This is a genomic window from Burkholderia sp. AU30198 (assembly GCF_020419825.1).
Taxonomy (GTDB): Bacteria; Pseudomonadota; Gammaproteobacteria; order Burkholderiales; family Burkholderiaceae; genus Burkholderia.
This window is the reverse complement of the sequence record NZ_JAIZSA010000016.1, coordinates 20,536-34,524: the sequence shown is the minus strand read 5'-3', so window position 1 is coordinate 34,524 and position 13,989 is coordinate 20,536. Positions and strand designations below refer to the sequence as shown.

General features: G+C 66.8%; 13 protein-coding genes. 5 read left to right on the top strand and 8 right to left on the bottom strand.

Annotated features, from left to right (window positions below; translation table 11 throughout):
- Positions 1–148 precede the first annotated feature (148 nt).
- Positions 149–646 carry an Lrp/AsnC family transcriptional regulator gene (locus LGN19_RS29170; RefSeq protein WP_226218583.1) on the bottom strand — a complete coding sequence of 166 codons (498 nt, stop codon included), beginning with the start codon at positions 644–646 and terminating at the stop codon, positions 149–151.
- 31 nt (positions 647–677) lie between these two features.
- Positions 678–1,358, bottom strand: a complete 681-nt coding sequence (locus LGN19_RS29165) for a hypothetical protein (RefSeq protein WP_226218582.1) — start codon at positions 1,356–1,358, stop codon at positions 678–680.
- Here LGN19_RS29165 and LGN19_RS29160 point away from each other — a divergent pair.
- Positions 1,336–1,659, top strand: a complete 324-nt coding sequence (locus tag LGN19_RS29160; RefSeq protein ID WP_226218580.1) for a hypothetical protein — start codon at positions 1,336–1,338, stop codon at positions 1,657–1,659. The genes LGN19_RS29165 and LGN19_RS29160 overlap by 23 nt on opposite strands.
- A gap of 91 nt (positions 1,660–1,750) precedes the next feature.
- On the opposite strand, the gene LGN19_RS29155 is transcribed toward LGN19_RS29160, so the two are convergent.
- Positions 1,751–2,176: an NTF2 fold immunity protein gene (locus tag LGN19_RS29155; RefSeq protein WP_226218579.1), complete on the bottom strand. Its 426-nt coding sequence runs from the start codon at positions 2,174–2,176 to the stop codon at positions 1,751–1,753.
- A 630-nt stretch (positions 2,177–2,806) separates the two neighbouring features.
- Here LGN19_RS29155 and msrB point away from each other — a divergent pair.
- The 4 genes from msrB to LGN19_RS29130 all read left to right on the top strand — a co-directional run bounded on the left by msrB (position 2,807) and on the right by LGN19_RS29130 (position 7,418).
- Complete coding sequence (gene msrB / locus LGN19_RS29145; protein WP_122950303.1) at positions 2,807–3,337, top strand: peptide-methionine (R)-S-oxide reductase MsrB; 531 nt, start codon at positions 2,807–2,809, stop codon at positions 3,335–3,337.
- Positions 3,338–3,372: 35 nt separating this feature from the next.
- Positions 3,373–5,244 carry a cytochrome c biogenesis protein DipZ gene (locus LGN19_RS29140; protein WP_226218577.1) on the top strand — a complete coding sequence of 624 codons (1,872 nt, stop codon included), beginning with the start codon at positions 3,373–3,375 and terminating at the stop codon, positions 5,242–5,244.
- A gap of 123 nt (positions 5,245–5,367) precedes the next feature.
- On the top strand, positions 5,368–6,063 hold the full coding sequence (gene msrA, locus LGN19_RS29135; RefSeq protein WP_226218765.1) for a peptide-methionine (S)-S-oxide reductase MsrA: 696 nt from the start codon (positions 5,368–5,370) through the stop codon (positions 6,061–6,063).
- A 239-nt stretch (positions 6,064–6,302) separates the two neighbouring features.
- The gene (locus LGN19_RS29130) at positions 6,303–7,418 is read left to right on the top strand and encodes an aromatic ring-hydroxylating oxygenase subunit alpha (RefSeq protein WP_226218576.1); all 1,116 of its coding nucleotides are present in this window, start codon (positions 6,303–6,305) and stop codon (positions 7,416–7,418) included.
- Between the two features lie 34 nt (positions 7,419–7,452).
- Here the strand turns inward: LGN19_RS29130 and LGN19_RS29125 are convergent, their stop codons facing one another.
- The 5 genes from LGN19_RS29125 to LGN19_RS29105 form a co-directional block, all read right to left on the bottom strand.
- Entirely contained in the window at positions 7,453–7,842 is a 390-nt protein-coding gene (locus LGN19_RS29125; protein ID WP_122950299.1) for a cytidine deaminase, read from the bottom strand.
- Between the two features lie 114 nt (positions 7,843–7,956).
- On the bottom strand, positions 7,957–9,273 hold the full coding sequence (gene deoA / locus LGN19_RS29120; RefSeq protein ID WP_174957607.1) for a thymidine phosphorylase: 1,317 nt from the start codon (positions 9,271–9,273) through the stop codon (positions 7,957–7,959).
- Between the two features lie 39 nt (positions 9,274–9,312).
- Positions 9,313–10,587: a NupC/NupG family nucleoside CNT transporter gene (locus LGN19_RS29115; RefSeq protein WP_226218574.1), complete on the bottom strand. Its 1,275-nt coding sequence runs from the start codon at positions 10,585–10,587 to the stop codon at positions 9,313–9,315.
- A 349-nt stretch (positions 10,588–10,936) separates the two neighbouring features.
- Positions 10,937–12,394 carry a dihydropyrimidinase gene (gene hydA, locus LGN19_RS29110; protein WP_226218572.1) on the bottom strand — a complete coding sequence of 486 codons (1,458 nt, stop codon included), beginning with the start codon at positions 12,392–12,394 and terminating at the stop codon, positions 10,937–10,939.
- Positions 12,395–12,455: 61 nt separating this feature from the next.
- Positions 12,456–13,964: an NCS1 family nucleobase:cation symporter-1 gene (locus LGN19_RS29105; protein ID WP_226218571.1), complete on the bottom strand. Its 1,509-nt coding sequence runs from the start codon at positions 13,962–13,964 to the stop codon at positions 12,456–12,458.
- Positions 13,965–13,989: the final 25 nt, after the last annotated feature.

The window sequence follows — 13,989 nt, the reverse complement described above, 5'->3', positions numbered from 1 at the left end:
GATCATCTCCTGTTCATTGACTACAGGAAACATGTTAGTTATGCGAACTGATCGACAAATTATGCGTTTCGACCGATTCGGGCAGTCACGCGTTGCGGTTTGTCACGCGGGACGGACGGATCGGCCGTCGCCGCGCGAACCGCCCTCGTCAGGCCGTGGACGGTGCGTCGTCGCCGTCCTTGTCGACCGGCACGAACAACCCGACCTTGAGCGCGCTCAGCACGACATTCGTGTTGATCCGGCGAATCATCGGATTGCTCTGCATGATCCGCGCGGACAACCGGTCGTATGCCTCGACGTCGGGTGCGGTGATGATCGCGATCAGGTCGACGGAGCCGGTCACGTAGTAAATCTGCTGGATTTCATCGTGCGCCTTCGACCACTCGCGGAACCGGGCGACCGTCTCGTAGTTTTCGCGTTCGATCTCGATCGCTGCAATGAACGTCATCGGCCGGCCGACGGCCGCGCGATCGACCACTGCGATTTCTGCCGAGATGATCTTTTCGGTGCGCATGCGCTTCAGCCGCTTCTGCACGGCGGACGTGGACAGGCCGATCCGTTCGGCGATGGCATCCGCAGTCGCGGTGCAATCGCGCTGGACGATATTCAGGATCTTGCGGTCGAAGGTGTCGAGTGGATCGGTCATGGCGTGGCTTGCCGGAGAACGGGTGTTTGCTTCAAAGATAGAAAGGACGAGTCGATCTGATCCCGACCAGATGCCGGACGCGGTCGAACGCGGTGACGAGCGTTTCGCGCCACTGCGCCGCTGGGCCGTGGATGCATACGGGGGCGAAGTGGATCGTATCCACGCCCGCGGGAATGCGAAACGGACGCTCGACGCCATCGTCCGATTCGGTCACGAGCGCGGTGCCGTCGACTTCGGTCAGGCTCATCAGCAGATGGGCGGATGCGGTCGCGCCAAGCAGCTCGCGCAGCGGCGATCCGCTCGCGGATAACTGCTCGAGCAGTGGCAGTTCGTACGCGCCGGGCCACCAGGTGTCGCGCTCGTCGAGCCACGGGCCGACCGCCGGCATTCCAACCATCTCGAGTATCCGGTCCGCGCCGACGTGCGCATAGGCTCGACACCGCCCCCCCCTGTCGGTCGAAGAACGCGCCAGCCAGCCGTCGGCGCTCGCGACCGGGTCCGTCAACAGGACGTTCGCCGGCTTCAGCCGGCCGAGCATGCCGGCCATGCTTGCAGCTGACCGGTGTTCGACGCCGCACAGCGGCGCCTGATCCGGCACGATCCGACACACCCACTTGGGCCCGTCCTGCAAGGCGGCGGGGACGTCGCCGGACCGGACCTGAGCGGCTCTCCTGCGGGCGTGTTCGGCGATGACGAATGGCGTGTCCGGCATACAACTCTCTCGTGCTTGCGGTGCCGCGTCAGAGCGATGCTGGCGCACTTCATGGGCGGCTGACGAATATTGGGGCTGGAGAAATCATATCGCCTCGTTGCGACCGAAAAAATCCGACTTCCCCTGTTTCTCGACGAAAATCGTCGAAAGTTTTCCGTTCATGGATAAATTTCGTCGCGATGCACGGGATGTCGCCGCAACGCCGAAAGGCACGGTCATATTTGTGCGCCTTGCCCGTCGTCTTGTTCGCGTACGCGATTTCTTCACCGTGGTGCCGGACGAACTTGCTCATTCGCGCTGAGCAACCCCGCCCCCCGGATTGCAAGGACGCACGTCAGGATATGTGCCTGTCCTGACAAGGCTCGACCCGAGAAACAGGTCGAACAGCGCGGTTACAGCGCTGACCGCTGCCACTTGTCCTTATAGTTCAAAAAATCCTTCTTCTTGATTTTCCATTCTTCGCCACTTCTTTTCATGGTGAAACGGAATACGGTCAACAAGCCAACTGTCTGGTGAAAAGTAAAAACCACTTCTCCACCACTTGACTCCGCACTATCTTCAACGTCAGTTTCAGGATCGTACGTTGGCGGGTCCGAACAACCCAGGTCAATTAAACGACCTTGATTCGTTTTATCCTGAAACGCCCACTGCTCCAGGATTTCCAAAAGTTGCTTCCGCGCGCGCTCGTCGAGAGAAGTTACATCAAGGCCACCGTCCAAAGCACTACGCTTCTTTTGATAGAAGTCCCTCTCCCATCGATTCATTTTCAACATAAATGATCCCAGCGCGCTTCGTGCATGCTCAAAACCATCACTCATCATCCTCAACCTTTATTTTTTGAAAATATTGTCGCCCTATGATTCTCTGGCCATTTGTATATACCTTCGTGACTGTACCCGTGCCGAGAACCTTGGCAGTAATTGTCGCGCTTGCACGCGGAGGCTGACCTGCGGCCCCGCGGGAACCCGCAGGTGTAACACGCCATCCCCACGGATCGATCCAGCCGGTCCGATTCGACGCGTATCGGTACGGATTGTCTCTGCCCGGCAACCCGATCGGATCCTGATTGATGAACCGCCCCACTGCCAGACCTTCCGACCAAGCGGATCATAGGCAGAACACCCGGTCAATCGCCGCTGCGTGCGCATAACTTAGCGACGCAGCTCGTCGCGCTCGAAGTCGCCCAGCACTTGATCGCCACATCGAGTCTGGTGGACGTAGCCAGAGCCGTAGCGCAGCATCTGTAGCGTCTGATCCTGCGGTAGCACGCACTCACCGTCACGTTGTCGAGCGCGCCCCCCTTTGCCAGTCGACCCTTCGACGGATTCCACCGCCCCCCACAGACCACCCCAATCTTCACAATTCATTTAACTTTCCGTGAGGACTTCGACACCGGCCGCTGACTACGATGGGCGCATGTTTTCAGGACCTGCCGCCAGGAGCCCATCATGCCTACCCGCAGACATCTGCTGTTCGCCGGCGCCACCGGCCTCGCCGTGCTCGCGACGCTGTCGTCCGTCGGCCGCCGCGCACTGGTCGGCCGTGCGTTCGCCGCGCCGCCGGCCACCCCGCAGACAGCCGCCCCTTTTGAGGTCACCCTCAGCGACGCCGAGTGGCATCGCCGGCTCACGCCCGCCCAGTACACGATCCTGCGCGAAGCCGGCACCGAGCGGCCGTACACCAGCCCGCTCAACGACGAGCACCGGCAAGGTACGTTCGCGTGTGCCGGCTGCAACCTCGCGCTGTTCTCGTCGGCCACCAAGTTCGACAGCCATACGGGCTGGCCGAGCTTCTGGAAGCCGCTCGACCACGCGGTCGCCACCACCACCGACGCGTCGTTCGGGATGATCCGCACCGAAGTGCACTGCCGCCGCTGCGGCGGCCACCTCGGCCACGTGTTCGACGACGGCCCGCAGCCCACCGGCCTGCGCTACTGCATGAACGGCCTCGCGCTCGCCTTCCACCCTGCCGCCGCCTGATCCGGCCCCACTCCCGACCGACTGGAGAACGCACCATGCTGCTCATCGTCCTTGCCTACCTCGGCGGCGTGCTCACGATCCTGAGCCCGTGCATCCTGCCCGTGCTGCCGTTCGTGTTCGCGCGCGCCGACCAGCCGTTCGTGCGCACCGGCCTGCCGCTGCTCGCCGGCATGGCGCTCACGTTCGCCGTCGTCGCGACGCTCGCCGCCGTCGGCGGCGGCTGGGTCGCGCAGGCCAACCAGGCCGGCCGCTGGGTCGCCATCGTGCTGCTCGCGGTATTCGGCCTGACCCTGCTGATGCCACGCCTCGCCGAGCACCTGACGCGCCCGCTCGTCGCCGCCGGCAACCGGCTCACCGGCTTCGCGCAACGCGACGGCCGCCCGGCCGGCCCCGCGTCGTCGCTGCTGCTCGGCGTCGCGACCGGCCTGCTGTGGGCGCCGTGCGCGGGCCCGATCCTCGGGCTCGTGCTGACCGGCGCCGCGCTGCGCGGCGCAAGCGTCGGCACGACGCTGCTGCTGGTCGCGTATGCGGCCGGCGCGGCGACGTCGCTCGGCGTCGCGCTCGTGATCGGCGGCAAGGTGTTCGCCGCGATGAAGCGCTCACTCGGCGCCGGCGAATGGATCAAGCGCGGGATCGGCGTGATGCTACTGGCCGGCGTCGGCGCGATCGCGCTCGGCCTCGATACGGGCGCGCTGGCCCAACTGTCGACCGCCACGACGGGCGGGCTCGAGACGAAGCTCGTCGACCGGCTCGGCGGGCGTTCGAACGGCGCACCGGCGGCGATGGTCGCGGCGGGCAACCCGGCGGACAACTCGGCAAACGGCGCCGCGAACGGTTCGGGCGGCGCGATGATGGCCGCGACAGCCGATGCCGAACAGGCCGGCGGCGCGATGATGCGCGCGGTGGATGCGACGCATGCGCCGGCCGCGCTGCCCGTCGAAGGCACGCTGCCGCCGCTCGACGGCGCGGTGCAGTGGCTGAACTCGCCGCCGCTGACGGCGGCCGGCCTGCGCGGCAAGGTCGTGCTGGTCGATTTCTGGACCTACTCGTGCATCAACTGCCTGCGCACGCTGCCGTACACGACCGCATGGGCACGCAAGTACGCGCCGTACGGGCTCGTCGTGATCGGCGTGCACGCACCGGAGTTCGCGTTCGAGCGCGACATCGGCAACGTGAAGAAGGCCGTGCACGACCTCGGCATCGACTACCCGGTCGCGATCGACAACGGTTATTCGATCTGGCGCGCGTTCGGCAACGAATACTGGCCCGCGCACTACTTCATCGACGCGCAAGGGCGCATCCGCCATCACCACTTCGGCGAAGGCGAATACGCGCAATCGGAGCGCGCGATCCAGTCGCTGCTTGCCGAAGCCGGCCATCCGGAAGCGCTGAACGTGCCGATCGGACTCTCCGGCGCCCCCGCGAAGGGTGCGCTCGCGGCGGCCGACAGCGCGGACGTGCGCTCGCCCGAGACCTACGTCGGCTACGCACGCGCTGAGGATTTCACGTCGCCGGGCGGCGTCGTGCGCGATGCAGCGCATCGCTACGACGCGCCGGCGCACCCCGATCTCAACGACTGGGGCCTCGCCGGCACGTGGCAGGTCGGCGCCGAACGCGCGTCGCTCGCCGCCCCGTCGGGACGGATCGTCTACCGCTTCCACGCCCGCGACCTGCACCTCGTGCTCGGCCCGGGCGCGAACGGCCAGCCCGTGCGGTTTCGCGTAACGATCGACGGCGCGGCGCCCGGCGCCGCGCATGGCACCGACGTCGATGCGCAGGGCTACGGCACCGTCACCGGGCAACGTCTGTACCAGCTCGTGCGGCAGTCCGGCGCGATCGCCGACCGCACGTTCGCAATCGAGTTTCTCGATCCCGGCGTGAATGCGTATGCGTTCACGTTCGGCTGATCCCGGCAGGACGCGGCGCACCGGCGCCGCCTCCAGGCCGCCCACTTTCCATTCCGGTTTCCAAAGGAGCGCACCGTGAATACCCTCTCCCCACGCGGTTCCGCGCCGCAACGGCGCACGGCGATGCTGCGCCGCATCGGCGCCATCGCCGTCGCGGCCGCCGCCGTGTTCGGCTACCAGCGCATCGTCAATTCCGCCGAGCCGATGCGCACCGTGCCCGCGCCGACGCTCGACGAAACACCTGGCGCATCGCACGACGAGACGGCCGTGCTCGCCGGCGGCTGCTTCTGGGGCGTGCAAGGCGTGTTCGAGCACGTGAAGGGCGTGAAGCAGGTGACGGCCGGCTATGCGGGCGGCGCATCCGAAACCGCGCACTATGCGCTCGTCGGCTCGGGGCTGACCGGCCACGCGGAATCGGTTCGCATCGTCTACGACCCGACCCAGATCACGTACGGCCGGCTGCTGCAGGTGTTCTTCTCGGTCGCCCACGATCCGACCGAGCTCAACCGGCAGGGCCCCGACGAAGGCTCGCAATACCGGTCGGCGATCTTCCCGACCACCGCGCAGCAACGCGCGGTCGCGACCGCGTACATCGCGCAGCTCGGCACCGCACACGTGTTTCCGGCGCCCGTCGTCACGCGCGTCGAGGACTACAAGGGGTTCTACCCGGCCGAGGCCTATCACCAGAACTACCTCGAACTGCATCCCGACGCGCCGTACATCGCGTACAACGACATGCCGAAGATCGTCGGGCTGAAGCAGTACTTCCCCGCGCTGTACCGCACCGACGCGATACTTTGGCGCGATGCGCGCTCGTGACCGTCACGCGGCCGCGTGACGGGGTGCCGCCCGCCGCGCGGCCGGGGCCCGCGCGGCCACGCACGGCCAGCGCGCGCCGCCTTCGACCCGGTTTGCGCTGCATCAACGAAACCGGGGCCGCCGTGCCGGGGCAAACCCGCATCGCGTCCGCCGCGACGGGCAACTTCGCGTAGACTTCTCCAGATCCCCGCCGCGTCTTGCGGCGCCCGGAATCCCAGTCCAGCCCGGAGACGTCACGCATGCGCGCAGTGCCCTTCCCCGACAGCGGCACCCTTGGAGAACCCTCTTCCGGCGCGGCCGTGCGCGACCTGCGCCGCGTACCGATTCATCCCGATCACTGGTACCCGCTCGCGTGGTCGCGCGAGCTGAAACGCGGCAAGACGCTCGGCGTGCGCTTCGCCGGCGATCCGATCGTACTCGTGCGCACCGAATCCGGCGCCGTGTACGCGCTCGAGGATCGTTGCGCGCACCGCCAAGTGCCGCTGCACGCGGGCGTCGTAAGCGGCGAAACGCTGCGCTGCTGCTATCACGGCTGGACCTACGCGTGCGACAGCGGCCAATGCGTCGACGTGCCCTATCTAGGCCGAGAGCGCTTGCCGAACGGCGTACGTGCGTATCCATGCCGCGAGGCGCACGGGCTGATCTTCGTGTTCCCGGGCGACGCGACGCTCGCCGGCGAACGGCCGTTTCCTGCACTCGAATCGGCTGAAAACCGCACGTACAAGACGCGTCGCTTCGGCCGCGAGGTCAAGTGCCACTACTCGTTCATGCACGAGAACCTGATGGACATGAACCATCAGTTCCTGCATCGCAAGCAGATGGGACAGATGCGCGCGCGTTCGCTGGGCCGGCGCCGCGGCGACGACTGGGTCGAAGTCGACTACACGTTCGCGCGGATGGAAGGCAAGCAGCCGGTCGGCGAGGCGCTCGTGTTCGGCGCGAGCAAGAAGACGGCCGACCAGTCCGACAAGAGCGTGATGACGGTGCGCACCGGCTACCCGTACCAGACGCTGCAGATCCGCTCGAGCGAAGGCACGCTCGTGATGGACCTGTGGATCGTCTACGTGCCGCTCGACGCCGAACAGCGCACCAACCGCACGTTCGGACTGCTGTCGATCCACAAGCCCGGCATCCCGTTCGCGCTCGATCTCGCGTGGCCGCTGCTCGTCTGGTTCACCGAACGCATCTTCCGCGAGGATCGCTGGATCGTCGAGCGCGAGCAGGAAGCGCACGATCGCCAGGGCGCCGACTGGAACCACGAGGTGTTCCCGGTCATCAACGAGTTGCGCGACCTGCTGCGCCAGTGCGGTGCGCGCACGGTGATCCCGATCCGCGACGCGCGCGACGGCGCGTAACGTGAATGGCGCGTGACGTGAGAAGCGCGCGCCGTTACAACCGGAACGCGCCCGGCAGCAATGCATGGGCCGTCGTGACCTCGACGGCCCCTTTCAGGTTGGCCAGGATCACTTCGATGTCGGGCGTGCCGACCTCGATGATCACCTGACGGCACGCGCCGCACGGCGCGATCGGGCCGTCCGTGTCGCCGACGACCGCGAGCCGCGTGAAATCCCCCGGACGATAACCGGCGGCGATGGCCGAAAACATCGCCGTACGTTCCGCGCAGTTGCAGAGCCCGTAGGACGCGTTCTCGACGTTGCAGCCGTGAAAAATCGTCCCGTCGCGCGCCTGCAGCGCCGCGCCGACCTTGAAGCGCGAATACGGCGCATACGCGCGTTCGCGCGCCGCCTTCGCCGCTTCGATCAGTTCGTGTCGTTCCATCTCGTCGTGCCCTCGATTGTGTGCGGGGATGTATCGGCGCGGCCAAACCCCGGCCGTCACGATACTCCCGTGACGTGAAGTGAAGTGATCGCCGATGCCCGCACCGGCGATCGGTCAGCCGATCTGCTGATAAATCGTCGGCGGCACATCACCCGTTTCGCCCAGCACGTAGCTGCACTGGATCGCATCCACTGCGTGCGCCGCGGCGGCGGCGTCGCGGGCATGCACATAACCGAGCGGCTGGCCGGCATCGACACGTTGCCCGATCTCCGCGAGCGCCGTCAGGCCGACACTGTAGTCGATCGCATCCGCCGCACGTGTGCGCCCGCCGCCAAGCGCGACGACCGCCAGCCCGAGCGCGCGGCAGTCGACTCGCTGCACCACGCCACTCGCGCGCGACGGAACCGGTACGATCACGTCCGCCCGTGCAAGATGACGCGCCGGCGCGTCGAGCAGGTCCGCGGGTCCGCCGAGCGCCGTGACCATCCTCGCGAAGCGTTCCGCCGCCGCACCCGAATCGAGCGCGTGCTGCAACTTCGCGCGCGCTTGCGCGACGTCGCGTGCCAGCCCGCCGGTGACAAGCAGCTCCGCCGACAGTGCCATCGTGACGTCATGCAGGCGCGCCGGTCGCGACTTGCCCGTCAGGTAGTCGATCGCGCACGCCACTTCGAGCGCATTGCCCGCGCACGGTGCGAGCGACTGGTTCATGTCGGTGAGGATCGCGGTCGTCTTCATGCCCGCGCCGTTGCCGACGTCGACGATGCTGCGGGCCAGTTCCGCCGATTGCTCCGCAGTGGGCATGAATGCGCCGGAGCCGACCTTGACGTCCATCACGAGCCCGTCGAGTCCGGCCGCGAGCTTCTTCGACAGGATCGACGCGGTGATCATCGCGACCGACTCGACGGTCGCCGTCACGTCGCGAATCGCATAGATGCGCATGTCGGCCGGCGCCAGCCGCGCGGTCTGCCCGATGATCGCGACGCCGACGTCGCGCACCGTGCGGCGAAACGCGTCCGTATCGGGCGTCACGTCGTAACCGGGTATCGCGCTCAGCTTGTCGAGCGTGCCACCGGTATGGCCGAGCCCGCGCCCCGAGATCATCGGCACGTAGCCGCCGCACGCGGCCACCATCGGCCCGAGCATCAACGACACGACATCGCCGACGCCGCCGGTCGAATGCTTGTCGATCACCGGTCCGTCGAGATCGAGCGCACGCCAGTCGAGCACGTCGCCCGAGTCGCGCTTCGCGAGCGTCAGCGCGACGCGCTCGTCGACGTTCAGGTCGTTGAAGAACACGGCCATCGCAAACGCGGCCACCTGGCCCTCGGTCACGCTGCCGTCGGTCACGCCGCGCACGAACGCGGCAATCCCGTCACGATCGAGCGGTTGCCCGTCGCGCTTCCGGCGAATGAATTCCTGCGGTAAAAACATCGTTGCCTCTCCTCGATCGGTCGGAGTCTACTGCACGGTTTAATGCAGCGAGAAGAACAGGCCGGCGATCGCGGCGCTCATCAGGTTCGACAGCGTCGCGGCAGTCAGCGCGCGCAGGCCGTGCCGCGCGACTTCCGAGCGGCGCTCGGGCGCGACCGCGCTGAAGCCGCCCGCGAGAATCGCGATCGACGAGAAGTTCGCGAAGCCGCACAGCGCGAACGACACGATCGCGAGCGTCTTCGGGTCGAGCACCTGCAGGCCGGCGGCCGCGACGTGCGGGCCGCCCTTCAGGTACGGCGACAGGTCGCCATACGCGACGAACTCGTTGAAGATCAGCTTCTCGCCGATGAAGTTGCCGGCCAGCGCCGCGTCGTGCCACGGCACGCCGATGATCCACGCAAGCGGCGCGAACAGGTGGCCGATGATACCGACCAGCGTGATCTGCGGAAAGCCCGCGAACGCGGCCACGCCGCCGACGATGAGGTTCATCAGCGCGATGAGCCCCACGAACGCGATCAGCATCGCGCCGACGTTGATCGCGATCCGCAGCCCGACCGACGCGCCGGACGCCGCCGCCTCGATCACGTTGGCGGCCCGCTTGTCGTCGAAGTCGAGCCCATCGACCACGACGCGGCTCGGCTCGACCGTCGGATACAGCAGCTTGCCGAACAGCAGCCCGCCGGGTACCGCCATGAACGACGCGGCGAGCAGGTATTCCATCCTCACGCCGAGGCCGGCGTAGCCGACCAGCACCGAGCCTGCGACCGACGCCATGCCGCTTGCCATCACCGTGAAGATCTCGGCGCTCGTCATGTTCCGCACGAACGGCTTCACGAGCGCGGGCATCTCGCTTTGCCCGAGAAAGATCGTCGCCACCGCCGAGCACGCCTCGATGCGGCTCACGCCGAGCAATTTCGCGAGCGCCGCACCGAGAATCGCAACGATCCACTTCATTACGCCGATGTAGTACAGCACCGCGATCAGCGCGGTCACGAAGATGATCATCGGCAGCACGCGCAGGCCGAACACGAACCCGCCGTCGCCGAACAGCTGGAACATCCGGCTGTCGACCAGCCCGCCGAACACGAACGCGATGCCGTGATTGCCCATGTCGAGCACGCGATTGACGCCGTTCGCGGCTGCCGCCAGCGCCGTGCGGCCCGACGGCACGAACAGCACCAGCGCGCCGATGGCCAGCTGTGTGCACAGCGCGGCGATCATGGTCCGGCCGCTCACCGCACGCCGGTTGTTCGACAGCAGATAGGCGACCAGCAGCAGGAACAGCATACCCAGGAGACTGCGCAGAATATCCACCTCGTACTCCTTGCTCTCAATGTTGTTGGACTGTTCGGCGGGCGGGCCGGCCCGGCACACCTGCGCAACGCCGTCGGTGGATATTACTCGCCGGCATGCACGCCGACAACGCAAACAAAATGGCTTTTCTTGAGCGGCGTCGCGTGTTGCGCGGACTTGATCAGTTGTTCTATGTACCGGGAGATCGGCGAGACGAGGTCGCGTTCAATTCGTCCCAAATATTGAGAGAATTGACGGAATGCGGAGAGGCGGCAAGTTCGCGCCGGAGCGGTGCCGGCACGAATGGGAAAGCAGGTTCAAGCGCGGGACATGTCGTTCGAACCGACACGCCCCGCGCGAGATGCGCCGTTCAGCCGGCGCGCTCGACCGGATGCGGTTCGCGCAGCCGGTTCGCGATCCGCGCGGCCTCGTAGTAACTCGCCGCCGGCGGCCGCTTCAGATAGCGGCCGGCACCACGCACCGCGCGCAGGTCGCCGTCGGCCCATGCGAGCGCGCCGCGCGTCAGCGTGTGCGTCGCGACGCCCTGCACCGTCATGCCCTCGAACACGTTGAAGTCGACCTGCTGGTGGTGGGTCTTCACCGAAATCGTCTTCGTCGCGGCGGGATCCCACACGACCAGGTCGGCATCGGCGCCCACCTGCACGGCGCCCTTGCGCGGATACAGGTTGAAGATCTGCGCGGCGTTCGTCGACGTGATCCGCACGAACTCGTTCGGCGTGATGCGGCCGTGATTCACGCCGTGATGCCACAGCACCGACATGCGATCCTCGACACCGCCGCAGCCGTTCGGGATCTTCGTGAAATCGTTGCGGCCCATCGCCTTCTGCGACGCGCAGAACACGCAGTGGTCGGTCGCCGTCGTATGCAGTTGCCCCGCCTGCAGCCCGCGCCACAGCGCCTCGCGATGCTCGGCCGAGCGGAACGGCGGGCTCATCACGTGCGCGGCCGCACGCGTCCAGTCCGGATCGCGATAGACGGCCTCGTCGATCACCAGGTGGCCCGGCAGCACTTCGCCGAACACGCGCAGCCCTTCGCTGCGCGCACGCGCGATCGCATCGACTGCATCCTTTGCGGAGACATGCACGATATACACGGGCACGCCGAGCACCTGCGCGATGCGGATCGCGCGGTTCGCGGCCTCGCCCTCGACCTCCGGCGGCCGCGACAGCGGATGCGCCTCCGGCCCCGTCATCCCGCGCGCGAGCAGCGCCTTCTGCAGCTGGAACACGAGCTCGCCGTTCTCCGCGTGCACGGTCGGCAGCGCACCGAGTTCGAGCGCACGCGAGAAGCTGTTCACGAGCACCTCGTCGTCGGCCATGATCGCGTTCTTGTACGCCATGAAGTGCTTGAAGCTCGACACGCCATGTTCGCGCACGAGCGTGCCCATGTCGCGGTACACGCTCTCGTCCCACCACGTCACGGCCACGTGGAAACCGTAATCGGCCGCCGCCTTCTCGGCCCAGCCGCGCCATGCGTGGAACGCATCCATCAGCGGCTGCTTCGGGCTCGGGATCACGAAGTCGATGATGCTCGTCGTGCCGCCCGCGAGCCCGGCGGCCGTACCCGAGTAGAAATCGTCGCTCGCGGTCGTGCCCATGAACGGCAACTCCATGTGCGTATGCGGATCGATGCCGCCCGGCATCACGTACTGGTCGTGCGCATCGACGACGGTCGCGCCGGCCGGTGCGTCGATCTGCTCGGCGATTTGCAGGATCGTGCCGCCGTCCTCCGGGGCTGCGCAGAGTACGTCCGCGCGATAGGAGCGGTCCGCATCGACCACGGTGCCGCCGCGAATCAGGATTGCCATTTGTTTGCCTCCTCGTTGACTGTCGGGTGCCGCATCAAGCGCATCGCACGCATCGCGTGCGTCATGCGCTCGCGATCTGCGCGTGCTGTCCGGCGCGCCACTTCATCCAGGTGCCGTACACGCATGACGCCAGCACGAGGCCGACGAACCACGCGTACGTGTAAAGGGTGTTGAAGAACGCCGGCACGTTCGGAAACGACGCCGGAAAAGCCGTGTGCAGGAAGCCGGGCAGGTTCGGCAGCACGCCGATCGCGAGCGCGGCCAGCGCGGCCGGATTCCAGCCGCGTGCGTAGCTGAAGCCGCCGCGCTCGTCGAACAGCGCGCGCGTGTCGAGCCGCGTGCCGCGAATCAGGAAGTAGTCGACCATCAGGATCCCCGCCACGGGCCCGAGCAGCGCCGAATAACCGACGAGCCAGGTGAAGATGTAGCCATCCGTCGTCGCGAGGATCTTCCACGGCATCATCACGATCGCGATCGTCGCGGTGATCATCCCGCCCGTGCGGTACGAGATCGCCTTCGGCCACAGGCTCGAGAAGTCGTAGGCCGGGCCGACGAGGTTCGCGGCGAGGTTGCAGCACATCGTGTCGAGCGTGAGGATCACGAGCGCGATGCCCACGCCGACGCCCGTCATCCGGCTCGTCAGGTCGATCGGATCCCAGATCGCGTTGCCGTAGATCACGACGGTCGCCGACGTCACGACGACCGATACCACCGACAGCAAAGCCATCGGCAACGGCAGCCCGATCGACTGCCCGATCATCTGGTCGCGCTGAGAATGCGCGAAGCGCGTGAAGTCGGGAATGTTCAGCGCGAGCGTCGCCCAGAAGCCGACCATCGCGGTCAGGCCCGGCCAGAAGGTCGCCCAGAACAGCCCGGCCTTCTTGCCGCCCGCCGCGAACTGCGACGGCGCCGACAGCATCGTGCCGAAGCCGCCCGCCTTCGACGTCGCCCACCACACGAGCGCCACGCACATCACGACCTTGATCGGCGCGGACCAGCTTTCGAGCCAGCGGATCGAATCGGTGCCATGCCAGATAAAGTAGATCTGCAACGCCCAGAACACGAGGAAGCACGCGAGCTGCCCGACCCCGATGCCGACGATCGGCAGCGCCGCGCCGTGCAGCGCGTTGCCGGTCAGGATGTTCAACAGCGTATAGATCGCGCTGCCGCCGAGCCAGGTCTGGATCCCGTACCAGCCGCATGCGACGATCGCGCGCAACAGCGCCGGCAGCTTCGCGCCCTGTGTGCCGAACGACGCGCGCACGAGCACCGCGTACGGAATCCCGTGCTTCGCGCCTGCATGGCCGATCAGCAGCATCGGCACGAGCACGATCAGGTTGCCGAGCAACACGGTCATCACGGCCTGCCACGGCGACATGCCTTCCTGGATCAGCCCGGCCGCGAGCATGTACGACGCGATGTTCATCACCATCCCGACCCATAGCGCCGCGAAGTGATACCACTTCCACGTGCGCTGCGCCGGCGTCGTCGGCGCGAGGTCGTCGTTGTACAGGCTGCCGCCCGGCGCCGCGGCGCTATCGGGATCGGCGGGATTCGCTGCGTGATTCATCTAGCGCACTCCACGAAAACGTCAG